The organism is Gemmobacter aquaticus (assembly GCF_007859075.1).
Lineage (GTDB): Bacteria > Pseudomonadota > Alphaproteobacteria > Rhodobacterales > Rhodobacteraceae > Gemmobacter > Gemmobacter aquaticus.
The window spans coordinates 148,502-164,782 of the sequence record NZ_VOAK01000023.1; the positions used below are offsets into that span (position 1 = coordinate 148,502).

Annotated in this window: 13 protein-coding genes; 12 read left to right on the top strand and 1 reads right to left on the bottom strand. The window is 63.0% G+C overall.

Annotated features, from left to right (window positions below):
• Positions 1-75 precede the first annotated feature (75 nt).
• The gene (locus tag FQU74_RS15220) at positions 76-1,623 is read right to left on the bottom strand and encodes an AbgT family transporter (RefSeq protein ID WP_146287332.1); all 1,548 of its coding nucleotides are present in this window, start codon (positions 1,621-1,623) and stop codon (positions 76-78) included.
• Positions 1,624-1,955: 332 nt separating this feature from the next.
• On the opposite strand from FQU74_RS15220, the gene FQU74_RS15225 reads away from it, so the two are divergent.
• The 12 genes from FQU74_RS15225 to FQU74_RS15280 all read left to right on the top strand — a co-directional run bounded on the left by FQU74_RS15225 (position 1,956) and on the right by FQU74_RS15280 (position 16,281).
• Positions 1,956-3,761 (top strand): SLC13 family permease, encoded by a 1,806-nt coding sequence (locus tag FQU74_RS15225; protein ID WP_146287333.1) that lies wholly within the window; start codon positions 1,956-1,958, stop codon positions 3,759-3,761.
• Between the two features lie 69 nt (positions 3,762-3,830).
• On the top strand, positions 3,831-5,207 hold the full coding sequence (locus FQU74_RS15230; protein ID WP_146287334.1) for a M20/M25/M40 family metallo-hydrolase: 1,377 nt from the start codon (positions 3,831-3,833) through the stop codon (positions 5,205-5,207).
• Positions 5,208-5,215: 8 nt separating this feature from the next.
• Positions 5,216-6,925 (top strand): hypothetical protein, encoded by a 1,710-nt coding sequence (locus FQU74_RS15235; protein WP_206665040.1) that lies wholly within the window; start codon positions 5,216-5,218, stop codon positions 6,923-6,925.
• A 119-nt stretch (positions 6,926-7,044) separates the two neighbouring features.
• The gene (gene ttcA / locus FQU74_RS15240) at positions 7,045-7,956 is read left to right on the top strand and encodes a tRNA 2-thiocytidine(32) synthetase TtcA (protein WP_146287335.1); all 912 of its coding nucleotides are present in this window, start codon (positions 7,045-7,047) and stop codon (positions 7,954-7,956) included.
• Positions 7,957-8,263: 307 nt separating this feature from the next.
• Complete coding sequence (gene yidC, locus FQU74_RS15245) at positions 8,264-10,114, top strand: membrane protein insertase YidC (RefSeq protein ID WP_146287336.1); 1,851 nt, start codon at positions 8,264-8,266, stop codon at positions 10,112-10,114.
• Positions 10,111-10,857, top strand: a complete 747-nt coding sequence (locus FQU74_RS15250; protein ID WP_146287337.1) for an MOSC domain-containing protein — start codon at positions 10,111-10,113, stop codon at positions 10,855-10,857. The genes yidC and FQU74_RS15250 overlap by 4 nt, the downstream gene beginning before the upstream one ends.
• Entirely contained in the window at positions 10,854-11,507 is a 654-nt protein-coding gene (gene yihA, locus FQU74_RS15255; RefSeq protein WP_146287338.1) for a ribosome biogenesis GTP-binding protein YihA/YsxC, read from the top strand. Before FQU74_RS15250 ends, yihA begins: the two co-directional genes overlap by 4 nt.
• Entirely contained in the window at positions 11,504-11,878 is a 375-nt protein-coding gene (crcB, locus tag FQU74_RS15260; RefSeq protein ID WP_146287339.1) for a fluoride efflux transporter CrcB, read from the top strand. Before yihA ends, crcB begins: the two co-directional genes overlap by 4 nt.
• Positions 11,875-12,921: an RluA family pseudouridine synthase gene (locus tag FQU74_RS15265; RefSeq protein ID WP_146287340.1), complete on the top strand. Its 1,047-nt coding sequence runs from the start codon at positions 11,875-11,877 to the stop codon at positions 12,919-12,921. Before crcB ends, FQU74_RS15265 begins: the two co-directional genes overlap by 4 nt.
• A 10-nt stretch (positions 12,922-12,931) precedes the next feature.
• Positions 12,932-13,639, top strand: coding sequence for an ATP12 family chaperone protein (locus FQU74_RS15270; protein WP_146287341.1), 708 nt, complete (start codon positions 12,932-12,934; stop codon positions 13,637-13,639).
• A 232-nt stretch (positions 13,640-13,871) separates the two neighbouring features.
• Positions 13,872-14,888, top strand: coding sequence for an amino acid ABC transporter substrate-binding protein (locus FQU74_RS15275; protein WP_146287342.1), 1,017 nt, complete (start codon positions 13,872-13,874; stop codon positions 14,886-14,888).
• Positions 14,889-15,003: 115 nt separating this feature from the next.
• The gene (locus FQU74_RS15280) at positions 15,004-16,281 is read left to right on the top strand and encodes an amino acid ABC transporter permease (protein WP_146287343.1); all 1,278 of its coding nucleotides are present in this window, start codon (positions 15,004-15,006) and stop codon (positions 16,279-16,281) included.

The following is a 16,281-nucleotide window of genomic DNA, read 5'->3' on the forward strand; positions in this document are numbered from 1 at the left end:
AGAGGGTCTGGGCCGCGGAGGTCAGAGGAACACCCCCGCCGTGGGCGGGGGTGTGCAGATTCGGCCAGGCGAAACTCAGGCCGGGCCCAGCGGTATACCCAGAAGGTACCAGCCGATCAGGAACAGCGTCCAGAGTACCATAAGAACCGCCGTATAGGGCAGCATCAGCGCGATGATCGTGCCCATGCCTGCGTCCTTCTGGTATTTCTGCGCAAAGCCCACCATGACCGCGAGATAAACGTTCAGCGGCGTAATCACGTTCATCGGGCTGTCGCCGACGCGGTAAGTTGCCAGCACCAGATCCGGATCACCGCCAAGACGCATGAACAGCGGCACGAAGACCGGAGCAAGGATCGCCCATTTGGCCAGCGCGCCCGTCAGGATGATGTCGATGATCGCCACGACGATGACGAAGAGGATGATGTAGCCCACCGCCCCGATCGGCACCGTCTGCAGGAAGTCTGCAAGGTTGACCGCAAGCACCGTCGCCAGATTCGTGAAGTTGAAAAATGCGATGAAGTTGGCGATCACGAACAGCAGGAAGATCATGCCGGCAAGGTTGCTCCAGGTCTTGACGATCAGACCGATGGCTGCGGTGACATTGGCGATGGTGCCCGCCCCGCGGCCATAGGCATAGCCCACCACCAGAAACAGCAGGCTGATCAGCACGATCAATCCGCTCATGAACGGAGAGCCGGCCATGATGCCGCCCGTCACCTGATTGCGCAGGATGCCATAGGGGATCGGCGGCGCGGTCAGCGCACCGACAACAAGCACAAAGCCCAGGAGCGCGCGCCCGGCGAATTTGAGCCCGCGCGACTCTGCCTCTGTCAGTTCAACCCCGCCCTCGACCGGCACGCCGCCTTCATACTTGCCCAGACGAGGCTCGACAAAGCGTTCGGTCAGGATGGTGACGATGATCGCCATGACGATGGACGAACCGATCATGAAGAAGAGGTTGCCCACATCTGTGATCGAGGCATTGGGGTTCACGGTATGGATGGCGTCATTGGTCACCGCGACCAGCAGCGCGTCGGTGGGTGTGACAAAGACGTTGACCAGAAACACGGCCGCCACCCCGGCAAAGGCCGCGGCAAGACCGGCGAGCGGATGGCGTCCCATGCTATGGAAGGCCGCGGCCCCAAGGGGGACCAGCACCAGATAGCCCGCATCCGCCGCGATCGAGGACATCACCCCCACCATGACGATGATGAATGTGAAGAGGCTTTGCGGTGCGATTGCGACGATCTTGCGGACCAGCGTCGCGATCAGCCCCGACTCCTCGGCAAGACCGACACCGATCATCGCGACAAGGATAACGCCAACCCCGGCAAAGCCCAGAAAGTTGCCGACCGGGCTTGTCACCATGAAGCGGATGCCTTCGGGTGACAGCAGGCTGCGCACCGATGTGGTCTGCTCCACAATATCCCCGACAGCTGCGTCATAGCCGTCATAGGTAACGGTCGTTCCCAGCGCCCCGAAGATCACCGAAAGCAGGATGACCGCAGCGATCAGCATGAAGAAGATGATGGCGGGATGCGGAACCATGTTCCCAACCCGCTCGATCGTTCCCAGAAAACCTGACATGCCCTGTTTCGGGGCCGCATCCGGTGTCTTGGCCATATTTCTACCGCCCTTTCCCGATTGTCCTTTGCCGCACGTGGGCACGGCGCAATCATTATTATTCTTCAGCTTGCCAGAAACTTCCCCAAGCAGGGATCAAACCGGCAGCCAAGCCCGGCCATTTGCCCCTCGCGGGGGGCGCAAATCAAATACTGTCACACGAAGCGCAACGCCCAAGCCATAACACGGGAAGGATTTTTCCGGCAAGCGTCACTTCTTGGTGCAACCGCTTGACGTTGCCTGATTTGACGTCACCCTCCCGCAATCCGGGTTGCCGGACTGCGCGCTTTCGCTCAATATGCCGCCATATTTTCGGAATTGAGGAGTGTGGCGTGAGCGACATCTGGACCGTCTTCGCCATTGTTGGCGCCATTATCGTCCTCTTCATCTGGGACCGAATTCCGGTTATCGCCGTCTGCGTCGGCGCATCACTTGCCATGTGGGCGACAGGCATCCTGACCCTCAATCAGGCTTTTCAGGGATTTGGCGACCCTTCCGTCATCTTCATTGCCTCGCTTTTCATCGTATCGGCGGGGCTTGAGGTATCGGGCGTTACGGCTTGGGCGGGGCAGATCCTGATCAAGCAGGCGGGTGAAAGCCGCATACGTCTGATCGTGCTCATGATGGGGTTTGTCGGCGTTCTGGCCGCGCTGATCAGCGTGAATGGAGCGGTGGCAGCCCTTTTGCCGGTGGTCATCGTCATGGCGATCCGGCTGGGCCGCGCGCCGTCGCAACTCTTGATGCCGCTCGTTTTTGGCGCCCACGCGGGGTCTAAACTGATGACGACGGGCAGCCCGGTGAACGTGCTGGTGGTCGAGGCGTCTGAAAACGCGGGCGGCGGTGGCTTTGGCTACTTCGAATTCGCCCTCGTCGGCATTCCTCTGGTTCTGGGCGGCATCGCGATTGTCGTGTTCTTCGGCGAGAAGCTTTTGCCTTTCCGCACAAGCGAGTCCCTCCCCCCCGATCTCAGCCGCCACGCGATGACACTGGTCGAGCAATATCGGCTGTCAAACGACGTGCACCAACTGCGTGTGCGCGAAGGCTCGCCGCTGATCGGTGCCCCGCGCGAAGATCTGGGCAATCTGCCGGTTGAGGGCCTGCAGTTCGTGACGCTGAAGGATTCCGAGGGCCGACCGATCCGCGCCAATACCGTGTCGGAGGGCGACATCGTCGTACTGAAGGGGCCGGCCGAAGCGGCAGCAGCGCTGGTGCATGACATGGGCCTCGCCTTCCGCGATGACCTGCCCGAAGGTGGGGTTCGCGATCAGCTGTTCAACCGCGATTCCGGTCTGGCCGAGGTGCTGGTTCCGCCGCGTTCGCCCCTGATCGGGCAGCGTTTCTTCCCGGGCATGGTGACAGAAAGCGGCGACCTTATCGTGCTGGCCATCCAGCGGCAGGGAGCAGACCTTGCGCCGGGTGCCCCGCTTGCTGCGGGCGACACCATGCTGCTGCAAGGCACCTGGAATGCGCTCGACAACCGTCTCCACCCGGCAGAGGTGCTGGTCGTGAACTCTCCTGATCTGGTACGGCGGCAGGCCGTCCCGATGGGTCCGGGCGCGCAAATCGTTCTGGTTGCGCTAGGCGTCATGGTGTTCTTGCTGGCCACCGGGCTCGTTCCGCCCTCGGTTGCCGGGCTGATCGCCGCCGGCATCATCCTGATTTCTGGCGTTCTGTCGGTCGATGGGGTCTATCGCGCGATCAACTGGACGACCGTGATCCTTGTCGGTGCCCTGACGCCGCTCTCTGTTGCCATGCAAGAGACGGGGGCCGCAAAGCTGCTGGCCGAAGGATTGATCGCCATCGTCGGTGACTACGGGCCATACGCGCTGCTGGCCGGGCTTTTCGTCTTTTCGGCGATCATGGGTCAGGTGATCTCGAACACCGCCACATCGCTGATCGTCATTCCGATCTCGATCGTCGCGGCCGAACAGATGGGTATCTCGGTCCAGCCGGTGCTGATGAGCGTGGGCGTCGCCTGTGCCGCCGCGTTCCTGACGCCGGTCGCTACGCCCACCAACCTGATGGTGATGGAACCCGGCGCCTACAAGTTCGGCGACTACTGGAAGCTCGGGCTGCCGATGATGATCTGGTTCTTCATCATCTCGGTTTTCCTGGTCCCGCAGATCTGGTCCTTCTGACGTCCGGCGGACGTTTGCCCCCATCCCGGCCGACAGGCCCCCGGCTTTGACACAAAGAAAGGTTTTCCGATGTCCGATCTCGACAAGGTCCTTGCCCATATCGACGCAGATTTCGACAATGCGCTGGATCGGCTGTTCCAGACTGTGCGTCTGAAATCCATCTCGACCGACCCGGCCTATGCAGCCGAAACCCGCGCTTGCGCCGAATGGCATTCCAAAGACCTCGAAACCATCGGCTTTGCCTCCGAGGTGCGCGACACGCCCGGCCATCCGATCGTTCTGGCCAAGAACCATGAGGCTGAAGGCACCAAGGTGCTGTTCTATGGGCATTACGACGTGCAGCCCGCCGATCCGCTGGAACTGTGGGAAGGCGACCCCTTCGAGCCGAAGATTGCCACCCTGCCCGATGGCAGCAAGGAAATCCGCGGGCGTGGGGCGTCTGACGACAAGGGCCAGATGATGACCTTCATCGAGGCGTGCCGCGCGTGGAAGGCTGTGACCGGCAAGCTGCCGATCCCGATCACCATCCTGCTTGAGGGTGAGGAAGAGTCGGGTGGGGCGAACCTGCCGGGCTTCCTCGATGCGGCCCGCGACGAGTTGGGCGCTGATGTTGCCATGATCTGCGACACCAACATGTGGGACAAGGAGACGCCCGCGATCACCACCAGCCTGCGCGGGCTCTGCGCCGAAGAGATCTTCATCCACGGCGCCGACCGCGACCTCCATTCCGGCTTCTACGGATCGGCCGCGGCGAACCCGAACCACATCCTTGCCCGCATCATCGCTGACCTGCGTGACGCCGATGGCCGCATCCAGATCCCTGGTTTCTATGAAGGCGTGCCGGAGCCCTCGCCCGAGTTGCTTGCCGGCTGGGAAAAGCTCGATTTCTCGGAGGCCGCGTTCCTGGGCGAGGTTGGTCTTTCGATCCCGGCTGGTGAAAAGGGGCGCAGCGTGCTGGAGCAGACCTGGTCGCGCCCGACCTGTGAAGTGAACGGCATGCATGGCGGCTACATCGGTGACGGGTTCAAGACCGTGATCCCGGCAGTGGCCTCGGCCAAGATCAGCTTCCGGCTGGTGTTCGATCAGGACCCCCACAAGATCCGTGCGGCCTTCCGCGAATTCGTGAAGGCCCGAGTGCCCGCAGATTGCCGGGTGGAGTTCAAGGAGTTCGGCTCGGGCCGCGCCGTCGCCTTCGAGGTCAGCGCCCCGGCCTTCCAGCGCACACAGCAGGGGATGTCGGACGAATGGGGCAAGGAGGCCGCCTTTGTCGGGGGTGGCGGGTCGATCCCCGTTACCACGATGATCAAGGAAAAGCTGGGAATGGACGTCGTCATGGCGGGCTTTGGCCTCTCGGATGACCGCATCCACAGCCCGAACGAGAAATACAGCCTGACCAGCTTCCACAAGGGCATCCGCTCTTGGGCGCGGGTGCTGGCGGCACTCTGATCACGCCCGTGTCGGGACCTGCACCGCATCCCGATCTCGACCGTCACTTCGGCCCGTTAACGCGGGCCGAAGCCGCTGTAGTGGCGAATATCGGCGTCGGGCTGCTGGACCGTCTGGGCACATCCCCCGCGACCGGCGAAGACCAACCCGATCTGAACGTGCGGGCAGAACTGATCCGCTATCTTCTGCTGGGCGGGCCGGATGTGCCGCGCATGCACGAAAAGGGCATCCGGCTGTCAGGCGTACGGATCACCGGGACGCTCGATCTGGAAGGTTGCCGTATCCCCCATGACATCGGCCTGCTGGACTGCTGGTTCGAAATGACGCCGATCCTGCGCTCGGCAGTCATAGATACGCTGTCGCTGGATGGATCGACCCTGCCGGGGCTGGCCGCCGACCGGCTGGATGCGCGGGGCGATCTCTTGATGCGGGCAGCGCGGATCACCGGGCCGGTGGTTCTGCGCGGCGCGCGCATCGGCGGCGATCTGATCATGGACGGCGCCGAGCTTGACCATCCCGATGACCGCGCCCTGAATGCCGAGCGTCTGTCGGTACGCGGCAGCGCGCTTTTTCGCGGCACCCGCATGCGCGGCACGCTGGCACTGCCCGGCGCACGCATTGGCGACGATCTTGATCTGTTCGCCGCACATATCGACCGTGCTGATGCAGTGGCGGTAGATGCGGGCGGGGTGCAGATCAACGGTGATCTTGTTCTGCGCCGCTGCGAGGTGCGGGGCCGGGTCGAGTTGGTGGGCGCGCATGTTCCAGGCGATGCCGATTTTTCGGGGGCGATCATCACCGCGCCGGGCGAAATTGCCCTGAACCTGAACCGGGCCGAGGTGGCGGGCGCCTTCTTCCTGCGGCATGAAGCGAGGATCGATGGCGCACTTAGCCTGAATGGCGCGACGCTCGGCTCGATCGTGGATGATGCGGCAAGCTGGCCCGCCCCCGGCGACCTTCTTCTGAACCGCTGCCGCTATGGCGGGTTTCTGGCCGCACCGGTTGGCGCGGAAGAGCGGCTCGACTGGCTGTCGCGGCAAGATCCAACCCGGTGGGGCGATGACGATTTCTGGCCGCAGCCCTACGAGCATCTGGCCCGCGTATTGGGCGAAATGGGTCATCAGGATGACAAGCGTACGGTACTGATCGAGAAGGAGCGTCGTCAGCGCCGCATCCGGATCAGCCGGGCGCGCAGCTGGACCCGCAAGGTCTTTCTGTGGTTCAGCGATCGCCTGCTGTGGCTCACCACGGCTTATGGACGCCGCCCTCTGGTTGCGGTCATCTGGATCGTATTCTTCTGGCTGGCGGGGGGCGTGCTGTTCGCGGCACTTGAGCGCAACGACAATATCCGGCCCAACGTCATGGTGGTGCTGCGCTCACCTGAATGGGTGCTCTGTGGTGCAACGCAGGGCGAAACCGTGACGCTTCCGTCGCTCGGGCTTGATCGCGCCGGATTGGCGGCAGAGGGCCAGTCGCAACTGGATTGCTGGAGCGCCCAGCCCGAGGCCGCAGCCTTCCCCAAGTTCAGCGCGCTGATGCTGTCGGCTGACATGATCTTTCCGGGCCTTGGCAGCGGGCAAAAGGACTACTGGTCACCCGATACGCGCAGCCTGCAGGGATACCTTGGCAAGATCTACGCCTATTTCCAGACCATCGCCGGGCTGGCCCTGGGCTTGCTGGCAGTTGCGGGGTTCTCGGGGATCGTGCGGTCGGATTGACGGGTTCTTGTCTGTAAGAGGCCGGCATGGGCATTTGCACCCGGCCCGCGTTTCTGGCATATGCCGGCCATCCCGCATTGACCAATCAGCGCCCTGACCGGCGCGACTAGGGGGCCTTCATGGCTGACGATCTGCATCTGTCCGATGACCTGCCGTCCGATCTTGCGGGCGACGACATTCATCCGTTGTTCCATGGCGCCCCCACCTCGACCGAGTTCCGCAAGCTGCGCAAACGGCTGGTGCGCGAGGCCCGCGAGGCGATCGAGCACTACGGCATGATCGAACGCGGAGCCCGCTGGCTGGTCTGCCTGTCGGGCGGCAAGGACAGCTACACCCTGCTGGCCGTCCTGCATGAACTGCAGTGGCGCGGCCTGCTGCCGGTCGAGCTTCTGGCCTGCAACCTCGATCAGGGGCAGCCCAACTTCCCGGCCACCGTCCTGCCCGAGTTTCTGAAGCGCATGGGGGTGCCGCACCGGATCGAATATCAGGACACCTATTCGGTCGTCATGGACAAGATCGGCCCCGGCAAGACGATGTGCAGCCTGTGCTCCCGTCTGCGTCGCGGCAACCTCTATCGTATCGCACGCGAAGAGGGGTGCTCGGCCGTGGTGCTGGGCCACCATCGCGACGACATTCTGGAAACCTTCTTCATGAACCTCTTTCACGGCGGGCGGCTGGCGACGATGCCACCAAAGCTGCTGAACGAGGATGGCGATCTGTTCGTCTATCGCCCCCTTGCCTTTGTGGCCGAGGCCGATTGTGATCGCTTTGCCCGCGCCATGAACTATCCGATCATTCCGTGCGACCTGTGCGGCAGCCAGGAGGGCCTGCAGCGCCAGCAGGTGAAGCAGCTTCTGGATGGTTGGGAAGCGCGCAGCCCTGGCCGGCGTCAGGTCATGTTCCGCGCGCTGATGAACGTGCGGCCATCTCACCTGCTCGACCCCGGCATCTTCGACTTTGCGGGCCTGATGCGGGCGGCCGGGCCAACCAGCGCCGAAGAGGTGCCGCCGCAACTGCGTCTGCCTGACTGAGGACGGGCAAGGGGACGCGCACCATCGCCGCGAATCCCCGGCGGCGCAGGCGAACTGATGCCGGCAGACGGGCGGAACAGCCCCGATGCGTTGGCGGCCAGCCGCAGCATGCGCGTGGCTGAACGCGGCGGAAGAATCAAAAAATCTTGCGGAACCGCAGGCAAGCCGTCAGGCGGGCGGCGAAACCGCTTGACCTTTCGCCCCCCCTTCTGTTGAACCACCGCAGACTTGCGGGGCGCCCGACTGGTGCGCGCCCGATTTCCCATGCAGGCGGCTGTCCCCGGCCGATCAGATGTCGAGGATCGGAATGAACGATCAAAACAACAAGAACCTTTTCCTTGCGATTGCGCTCAGTTTCCTCGTGATTCTGGGGTGGAGCTGGTTCTTCCCGCCGCCCGAGCCGGTGGTCGACCCCAACGCCCAGACTGCCGCGCAGACAGCGGCACCGGCAACTCCGGCCCCCGCCCCCTCGGCCGAGGCGGTTGCTCCGGTCCCGACCGCGGCGCGTCTGGATATCGACACGCCAGAGATCGAAGGCTCGATCTCGCTTCTGGGCGGACGCATCGACGATCTGTCGCTGAAAAGCTATCGGGTCAGCCTTGATCCCGGTGCCGAGATCGTGCGTCTGCTGTCGCCGGTCGGTGAGCCCCATTCCTACTACGCGCTCTACGGCTGGGTGCCCGGCGGCGCGCTGGAGTTCGCCGATGTCCCCGGCGCCTCGACCGAATGGACGCTTGTTGAGGGCGATACGCTCGCGCCCGGCAAGCCGGTCAAGATGCAGTGGCAGAACACCAAGGGCCTGACCTTCACCCGCACTATCGCCATCGACGAGAATTTCATGTTCGAGGTGAAGGACAGCGTGCAGAACAGCGGCACCGAGGCCGCCACCCTGCAGCCCTATGGCGTGGTCGCCCGCCACGGCAAGCCCGCCGATCTGCAGAACTTCTTCGTGCTGCACGAAGGCGTTGTGGGCCGCGTTGATGGCCGCCTGATGGAGATCAAGTACGACGACGTCATGGGCCTGCCGATGGTCGAGCGCGAAGGAACGCAGGCCGAGGTCAGCGAAGCCACGACCGATGGCTGGCTTGGCTTTACCGACAAGTACTGGATGACCGTGCTGGTGCCCGAGCAGGGCAAGCCTTTCACTTCGGTTGTGCGCTACACTGCGGCCACCGATACGTTCCAGACCGAAACCCGCCTGCAGACCGTCTCGGTCGCGCCCGGCGCTTCGGTCGAGGTCAGCTCGCGGCTGTTTGCGGGTGCCAAGGAATGGGAAACCATCCGCCACTACCAGAACGACCCTTCGTTCCTCGAGCGCCTGTTCGGTGCAGAGGTCGATGCCGAGCGCCCGCAGATTGCAGGCTTCATCGACTCGATCGACTGGGGTTGGTTCTTCTTCCTGACGAAGCCCATCTTCGCGCTTCTGCACTGGCTGCACGCCCTGATTGGCAACATGGGCCTCGCGATCATCGCGCTGACCTTCGTGCTGAAGCTGATTGTGCTTCCGCTGGCCTACAAATCCTACGTCTCGATGGCGCGGATGAAGGAACTGCAACCCGAGATGGAGGCCCTGAAAGAGCGCGCAGGCGACGACAAGGCCAAAATGCAGAAAGAGATGATGCAGCTTTACAAGGACCGCAAGGTCAACCCGGCTGCCGGCTGTCTGCCCATCCTGATCCAGATCCCGATCTTCTTCTCGCTCTACAAGGTGATCTTCGTCACGCTGGAACTGCGTCATGCACCGTTCTTCGGATGGCTGCGCGACCTCTCGGCGCCTGATCCGTCATCGCTGTTCAACCTGTTCGGGGCCTTGCCCTGGGCCGCGCCCGAGACCGGCTCGCTGATGGCCACCATCTTCATCGGCATCCTGCCGATCCTGCTGGGTATCTCGATGTGGCTGCAGCAGAAGCTGAACCCGGCGCCTGCCGATCCGGCGCAGGCGATGATCTTTGCCTGGATGCCCTGGGTCTTCATGTTCATGCTGGGCAGCTTCGCAAGCGGGCTGGTGCTCTACTGGATCACCAACAACCTGATCACCTTCAGCCAGCAATATGCGATCATGCGAAGCCATGGTCACCGGCCGGACCTGTTTGGCAACATCAAGTCCAGCTTCCGGCGCAAGGCCAAACCCGCCGAGGCCACGAAAGGCAAGAAATGACAGGACGGCTAGCCAATATCTGCCGCCATCCGATCAAAGGCCACGGACGCGAGGAACTCGCGTCCGTTCGCCTTTTGGCCGGAGAGGGTTTGCCGTGGGACCGTTTCTGGGCGGTCGCGCATGAGGCGGCGAAGTTGCGGGACGGCTGGAGCCCCTGCGCCAACTTTGCGCGCGGGGCCAAAGCGCCGCAGTTGATGGCGATCACCTGCGCGCTGGACGAAGAGGCACGCAGCGTCACCCTGCGCCATCCTGAGCGTGGCGAGATCACAATCCAGCCCGATGCAACCGAGGACCTGCCCGCATTTCTCGACTGGGTCGGCCCGCTGAACCCACCCGAACGCGCGCAACCCACCCGGATCGTCAGCGCGGGCGTTGCCATGACCGACAGCGCCTTTCCCTCGATCTCGATCGTGAACCTTGCCTCGCTGGCCGAACTTTCGGCCCATGTGGGCATCCCGCTTTCGGCCCATCGCTTCCGCGCCAACCTTTGGGTCGAAGGCTGGAAGCCATGGCAGGAATGGGAGATGATCGGCCGCAGGCTGCACATCGGCGATACCGTCCTTGAAGTGCGTGAACGCATCACCCGCTGCAATGCCACCAAGGTTGATCTGGAAAGCGGCATCCCGAACGCCGACACCCTGGGTACGCTTGAGGTGCATTACGGGCACCGTGACTTTGGGGTTTACGCCACAGTGGTCCAGGGCGGTAAGATCGCGCTGGATCAGGAGATCGTACTGCAATGACCACCCTGCCCTTCCCCCTTTCCGAAGAGCCAGACGACTTTGCGCGTGAGCGCGGGCGCCTGCTGTTTGCTGGCCCCGTCGATTTCGTGAAAGGCGTGGTCGCGATGTCCGGCCTGCCGCCGGCGGACCGGATCGAGGTCTGCTTTGCCGGTCGCTCGAACGTCGGCAAGTCCAGCCTGATCAACGCCCTGACAGGTCGCAAGAACCTCGCCCGGGCCTCGAACACCCCCGGTCGGACGCAGGAAATCAACTATTTCGGGCTGGGTGAGCGCAGCTATCTGGTTGACCTGCCCGGCTATGGCTATGCCGAGGCGCCCGTCGCCACGGTGCAGAAATGGCAGGCCTTGCTGAAGCAATACCTGCAGGGCCGTCAGACCCTGCGCCGGGCTTTTGTGCTGATCGACAGCCGACACGGCGTGATGAAGGTCGATGATGAGATCATGACCCTGCTCGACCGCTCGGCCGTCACCTTTCAGGTGGTGATGACGAAGATGGACAAGCTCTCGCGCCCCGAGCGGGAAAAGAACCTCGACCAAGTTCGTGCGGCCCTGTCCAAGCACCCGGCCGCCTATCCCGAGATCGTCATGACCAGTTCTGAAAAGGGCGACGGGATCGCGACTTTGCGCGCCATCATCGCGGGGCTGGAATGATCCCGACTGTGATTCAGGTAGCGTTGGGCGGGGCAATCGGTGCCAGCCTGCGGTACGGTGCCAATGTGGGCATCGGGCGGCTGCTTGGTGCAGCCTTCCCCTGGCATACGCTGGCGGTGAACGTGATCGGCTCGGCCCTGATGGGCGGGCTGATGGTCCTTTCGGCCCATCGTGGGCAGCTGCAACTCGCGCCCTTCCTGATGACCGGCATCCTTGGCGGTTTCACCACCTTTTCTGCCTTCTCGATGGACACCATATCCCTGGCGCAGCGCGGCGAGACTGCGCTTGCAGCAGGCTATGTGGTGGCCTCGGTCCTATTTTCGCTTGCGGCCTTTGTCTGTGCCGCGGCAGTCACGCGGAGCCTGATATGAGCGGCGTCAAACTTCTGACCGTCTCGGTGGATGAGGGCGAACAGCGCCTTGATCGCTGGTTCAAACGGCGTTTTCCCCATGTCACCCAAGGTGCGGTGGAAAAAATGTGCCGCACAGGTCAGGTGCGGGTCGATGGTGCGCGCGCCAAGGCCGCCGATCGCGTTGCCCCCGGCATGGTGATCCGCGTGCCCCCGCTGCCCGACAGCGACGCGCCCAGCCGTCCGCGCCCCGATGGCGTCAGCGCGGCGGACGCGAAGATGATCCAGAATGCGGTGCTTTTCAAAGACGAGCATATCATCGTGCTGAACAAGCCCTCGGGTCTGCCGAGTCAGGGCGGATCAGGTCAGGGCGACCGCCATGTCGACGGCCTGACCGAGGCGTTGAAGTTCGGCTACAAGGACCGCCCCAAGCTGGTCCACCGTCTCGACAAGGACACCTCGGGTGTGCTGGTTCTGGCCCGCACCGACCGGGTAGCCCGCGCGCTGTCCGAAGCGTTCCGCCACCGCAATACCCGCAAGATCTATTGGGCGCTTGTGGCGGGCGTTCCCCAGCCCAAGCAAGGGTCGATCAAATATGCGCTGATGAAGGCGCCGGGCCATGGGCGCGGCGGCGAGGGCGAAAAGATGGTCGGCATCCACCCGGCAAAGATGGCGGACTACCCCGATGCCAAGCGCGCCCACACCGATTACTTCACGCTGTGGTTCCTCGGCTCGCGGCTTGCATGGATGGCGCTTGAGCCCGTGACCGGGCGCACCCACCAGTTGCGCGCCCATATGGCCGAACTCGGCCACCCGATTCTGGGCGATGGCAAGTATGGCGGATCGAACGCCGAAAATATGGGCGACGGCTGGGGCGCCGGTATTGGCGGAGAGCTGTCGCGCAAGCTGCATCTGCACGCCCGCCGCCTGATGGTCGAACACCCGATCACCAAAGAGATGATGACCTTCACCGCCCCGCTGCCCGAACACATGCAGCGCACATGGAAGCTGCTCGACTGGAAAGAGGGTGACGTGCCCGAAGATCCGTTCGAGACGATTCGCTGAGACTGACCCCATGTCCAACTGGAAGCCCAAGCGGTTCTGGAAAACCGCCTCTGTCACTGATGCCGAAGGCGGTTGGACCGTCACGCTTGATGGTCGCCCCATCAAGACACCGGCCAAGGTGCCGCTGGTGGTGCCCAGTGCTGCGCTGGCAGAACTGATCGCCACAGAGTGGGATGCCCAGCAGGGCGAGGTGCGCCCCGAGACGATGCCCGCGACACGGATGGCGAATTCCGCCATAGATAAAGTCCTGCCGCAGTTCCTGGAAGTGGCTGAAATGCTTGCAGAATATGCAGGATCAGACCTTCTGTGCTATCGCGCAGAAGACCCCGAGGCACTTGCCGCCCGACAGGCTGAGCACTGGAACCCGATGCTCGCCTGGGCCGAGGCCCATTACGGCGCGCCGCTTCTGGTGACGCGGGGAATCGTGCATGTCCGCCAACCCGAGGACAGCCTGCAAGCCCTGCGGGCGGCCGTGTTCGCACAAAGCCCGCACCAGCTTGCTGCATTGCATGACCTGATCGCCATCACTGGCTCGATGGTGCTGGGGCTTGCCATAGCCGAGCGTCGAATCACGCCCGATGAGGGCTTCAACCTCAGCCGAATCGATGAGCACTGGCAGATCGAACAATGGGGCCAAGACGACGAGGCCGCCGAAATCGAGGCAGCCAAACGTCAGGCGCTGATCGAGGCGGCGCGATTCCACGAATTGTGCCGGTAACAATCTTGCCTGAAAAACCGGCACGATGGGCGCTTCTTTCTCAGGCGCCGAAATAAACCGACTGCGACGCCAGAGTTAGCGCTAACGGACCGGTTTTACTTGACCTCCCAAACCGCTTTGCGAAACAGTGTTCGATACTGAGAGGCCGGGACTACGGCCTCTGGTCACGCATATCCCTGCATAGGGAACAAAACTCCACCCGATCAATCGGGGGACTCAGGAAGAGGTACGCATGAAAAACACGGTAATCCTTGGCGCTCTGTCGGTCGTGGCGCTGTCCGCCGGCATGGCATCGGCCGACACGCTGGCCGATGTGAAAGCACGCGGCGAGTTGAACTGCGGCGTGAACGTGGGTCTGACCGGCTTTGGCGCGCCGGATGCCAACGGCAACTATCAGGGCTTCGACGTGGCTCTGTGCAAGGCTGTCGCTGCGGCCGTTCTGGGCGATGCCTCGAAAGTCAAATACCTGCCGACCACCGGCGAGACCCGCTTTACCGCGCTCGCCTCGGGCGAGGTTGACGTTCTGATCCGCAACTCGACCTGGTCGTTCCAGCGCGACACGGACCTCAAGTTCGATTTCGTCGCGGTGAACTACTATGACGGCCAGGGCTTCATGGTGAAGAAGGATCTGGGCGTGTCTTCGGCGAAGGAACTGGACGGCGCGACCGTCTGCATCCAGACCGGCACCACGACCGAGCTGAACCTGGCCGACTTCTTCAAGGCCAATAACATGTCCTATACCCCGGTGAACGTGGCGGACGACTCGGAAGGCCAGCGCCAGTATCTGGCCGGTGCCTGCGACGTCTACACCACTGACGCTTCGGGCCTTGCCGCCTCGCGCGCCACGCTGCCGGATGCCGACAACCACATCATTCTGCCCGAGATCATCTCGAAAGAGCCGCTCGGCCCGCTGGTTCGTCATGGCGACAACAACTGGGGCGACATCATCCGCTGGACCTACTTCGCGCTGGTCGCGGCCGAAGAGTACGGCGTGACCTCGGCCAACGTTGCAGACATGGCCACCAGCACCAACAACCCGGAAATCAAGCGACTGCTGGGCGCCGAAGGCGAGTTGGGCAAGATGCTCGGTCTCGACAACGAGTGGGCGAAGCGCGCCATCGCCGCAAGCGGCAACTATGGCGAGATCTTTGAGGCCAACATCGGCTCGGCCACCCCGATCAAGCTGGCCCGTGGTCTGAACGCGCTGTGGACGCAGGGCGGCCTGCAATACGCCCCGCCCTTCCGCTGATATCAGAAATCCGGCAGGGGCGCGCCTGGGCGCCCCTGTCCAATCAAGAACGATCTCCTGACCCGGAACAGAACCGCAAAAGCGGACGACGGGTAGGATTCGGGGGTACACTCACATGGCTTTTGTCCAAGACGCGCCGAAAGATAGCTTTCGGCTGGGAATGCTCATTTACGACACGCGCTACAGGGCCATCACCATCCAGGTGATCGTGCTGACGCTATTTCTGCTGTTTTTGTCCTGGCTCGTGAACAACACGATCGAGAACCTTGCCGCCAAGGACCGGAGTTTTGACTTCGGCTTCCTGTGGCAGAGGGCGGGCTATGACATCAACCAGACACTGATCAGCTATACAAACGACAGCACGCATTTCCGCGCGGCACTGGTCGGGCTGCTGAACACGCTGCTCGCCGCCACGGTGGGCTGTATTGTGGCGACGATCCTGGGGGTTCTGGTGGGCGTGCTGCGCCTGTCCAAGAACTGGCTCGTCGGCCGGATGATGACGGTCTACGTCGAGGTCCTGCGCAATGTGCCGGTTCTGCTGTGGATCCTGCTCACGATGACGATCCTTTCAGAAACGACACCGGCACCGTCCGATTTCCGCGTGACGGAGGCGATGATCGCTGCCGGTGAGGCACCCAAGGCCACGATGATGCTGTGGGATACCGTGGCAATCACCAACCGCGGCATGAACGTGCCCGCGCCCTTGGTCGAACACGGACTTCCGCGCCTTGAGCTTCTGGGCATGTCGGTCAATTCGAACGTGCTGGCGTTTCTGGTTGTTCTGGGGGGCAGCCTCTGGGTCAACAGCCGAATTCGTGGCCATGCCCGCCGCGTGCAGGAAGCGACCGGTGTGCGACCCGTAACCTGGTGGAAAAGCCTGGCCGTGATCGTGCTGCCGACGGTGGCCCTGCTGATGGCGCTTGGCTTCCATCTGGATATCCCGACGCTGACCCGCTTCAACTTCAAGGGCGGAACCGAGATTCTGCACAGCTTTACCGCGCTGACCCTTGCGCTGGCGCTTTATACCTCGGCCTTCATCGCCGAGATCGTCCGCGCCGGCATCATGGCGATTTCGCGCGGCCAGTCCGAGGCGGCCTTCGCCCTCGGCCTGCGTCCGGGCCGCACCATGAGCCTTGTGATCCTGCCGCAGGCGTTGCGCGTCATCATCCCTCCGTTGATCTCGCAATACCTCAACCTCACCAAGAACACCTCGCTCGCCATTGCGGTGTCCTACATGGACCTGCGCGGCACACTGGGCGGCATCACGCTGAACCAGACGGGGAAAGAACTGGAATGCATGCTGCTGATGATGGCGATCTACCTGACGCTCAGCCTGATCATTTCGTCGGTGATGAACGCGTTCAACCGCGCCGTTGCCCTGAAGGAGCGCTGA